We start from the raw sequence: 1,654 nt of genomic DNA, 5'->3' as shown, positions 1-1,654 counted from the left end.
GTGGCTGCCACGTTGTCGGCGCCCCCCCCCGCACCCAACACATCCGCGCCCCCCGGTGGGGCTCCCGCGCGCCGCCCCCCCCCCCGCCCCCCCCCGCTGCCATGAGAAAGGCTTTTCGGTGACGGTGCTGAGCGTGCCGCACCCGAAGCCCGATTGGAGGCTCTTTATGCACAAGCGCAAAAGGACGGCGCTTCTAGCGGCGACCGTGGGCGCGCTGCTCATCGGCGGTGCGGGCGGAGCCGACGCCACCGAAACCGGTCCCAGCCGCTCGGCGGGCGCCAACGGCGGGACGCAGAGCAATCGCTGCACCACCAGTTCCGTCGTCGGCACCATCACCGTGGCGGCCGGCCCGACCGAGATCAGCAATCAGACCGACTGCGTCAACACCGCCGAATCGGGTGTGACGACGCAGGAGAACCGCTGCCGTACCCACTCCGTCATCGGTCCGATCACCGTCGCACTGGCCCCCGGATCCGAAATCAAGAACGGGACCAACTGCGTCAACATCAGCGAGTCGGGCGGGGTCACCAAGCAGACCAACAACTGCCGCACCACCTCTGTGACGGGCCCGATCACAATCGGCCCCGGCTCCGAGGTCACCAACGAGACCAACTGCGTCAATGCCGCGGGCGCCGACCCTCAGGACGGAACTGAGGGGAAGAGCGCGAACGGCAAGAAGAGCGGCAAGAGCGGTGGCCAGGGAAAGCGTCAGCGGTCCTGAAACACCGAATTCCGGAACCCGCCACCGAGCTCCGGACACATCCGCTCGGCATGAACGCGGCCTTGGGGAAATTTCCCCCGGGGCCGCGTTCATTTTTTCGTTTCCACGGACGGCTGAATATACCTTTACTGTGGCGGATGGGTGATGCTTCGACTATTCCCGGATCCAGGCCTCTGGAAATATCGTTCAAGAGGTGTCTGCGGATTTATTCGCGGAGAACCCGATATGGAGGCACCAGAACAATGCAGATCGGTAAGAAGGCAGCTCTCATGGCCGCGGCGGCCGCGGGCACAATGGTGGTCGGTGGCGCAGGCAGCGCGAGTGCCCATGGCCTCTTCCCGCAGTCCAGCGGGGCTCAGCGAAACCTCTGCGAGACGGCCACCGGCGCCACCAGCAACCTCGGCGGCGCCGCCACCACCGGCGACGTCAGCCTCGGCTCGGACTGCGTCAACTTCACCAGCGGTTACAACGGTTCGGTCATCCAGGCCAGCGACTGCGGCACGGCCACCGGCACCACCCTGGTCACCGGCGCCGCCGCCCCGACTGGCGACACCAACCTCGGTTCCAACTGCGGGAACGTCACCCTCGCCGAGCCGGACCCGGTCGTCGTCGTGAACACGGACCCGCCGAAGAAGCAGCACAAGGCCAAGGACCCGCACAAGGCCAAGAAGCACCACAAGGCCAAGGCCTCGCACAAGGCCAAGGACCCGCACAAGAAGGACAAGTGCGAGCACAAGGCGAAGAAGCAGCACAAGGCCAAGACCTCACACAAGGTCAAGGCCAAGAAGAAGGACTGCAAGCACTGACGGTAGAGCAGGCGGTCAGGCAGGCGGGGGGGGGGGGGGGGGGGCGGCGGGGGGGGGGGGCGCGGGGGCGGGGGGGCGGGGGGGGGGGGGGACAAAGAAAAAACCACAAACACACACCCACTGAGGC

The 1,654-nt window shown here is 66.8% G+C and carries 2 protein-coding genes; both read left to right on the top strand.

Annotated elements, in window-relative coordinates:
- Window positions 1-166 precede the first annotated feature (166 nt).
- Window positions 167-721, top strand: coding sequence for a hypothetical protein (locus ACFXB5_RS31325; protein WP_385214036.1), 555 nt, complete (start codon window positions 167-169; stop codon window positions 719-721).
- Window positions 722-963: 242 nt separating this feature from the next.
- Window positions 964-1,527 carry a hypothetical protein gene (locus ACFXB5_RS31320; protein WP_385214033.1) on the top strand — a complete coding sequence of 188 codons (564 nt, stop codon included), beginning with the start codon at window positions 964-966 and terminating at the stop codon, window positions 1,525-1,527.
- Window positions 1,528-1,654 lie beyond the last annotated feature (127 nt).

It is taken from the genome of Streptomyces sp. NPDC059455 (assembly GCF_042750115.1).
Taxonomy (GTDB): domain Bacteria; phylum Actinomycetota; class Actinomycetes; order Streptomycetales; family Streptomycetaceae; genus Streptomyces; species Streptomyces endocoffeicus.
This window is presented reverse-complemented; position numbering and strand designations above follow the sequence as displayed.

Bases quoted from the DNA above. Each gene is read 5' to 3' on its own strand.
- ACFXB5_RS31325 (WP_385214036.1), top strand. From the start codon at position 167: ATGCACAAGCGCAAAAGGACGGCGCTTCTAGCGGCGACCGTGGGCGCG.
- ACFXB5_RS31320 (WP_385214033.1), top strand. From the start codon at position 964: ATGCAGATCGGTAAGAAGGCAGCTCTCATGGCCGCGGCGGCCGCGGGC.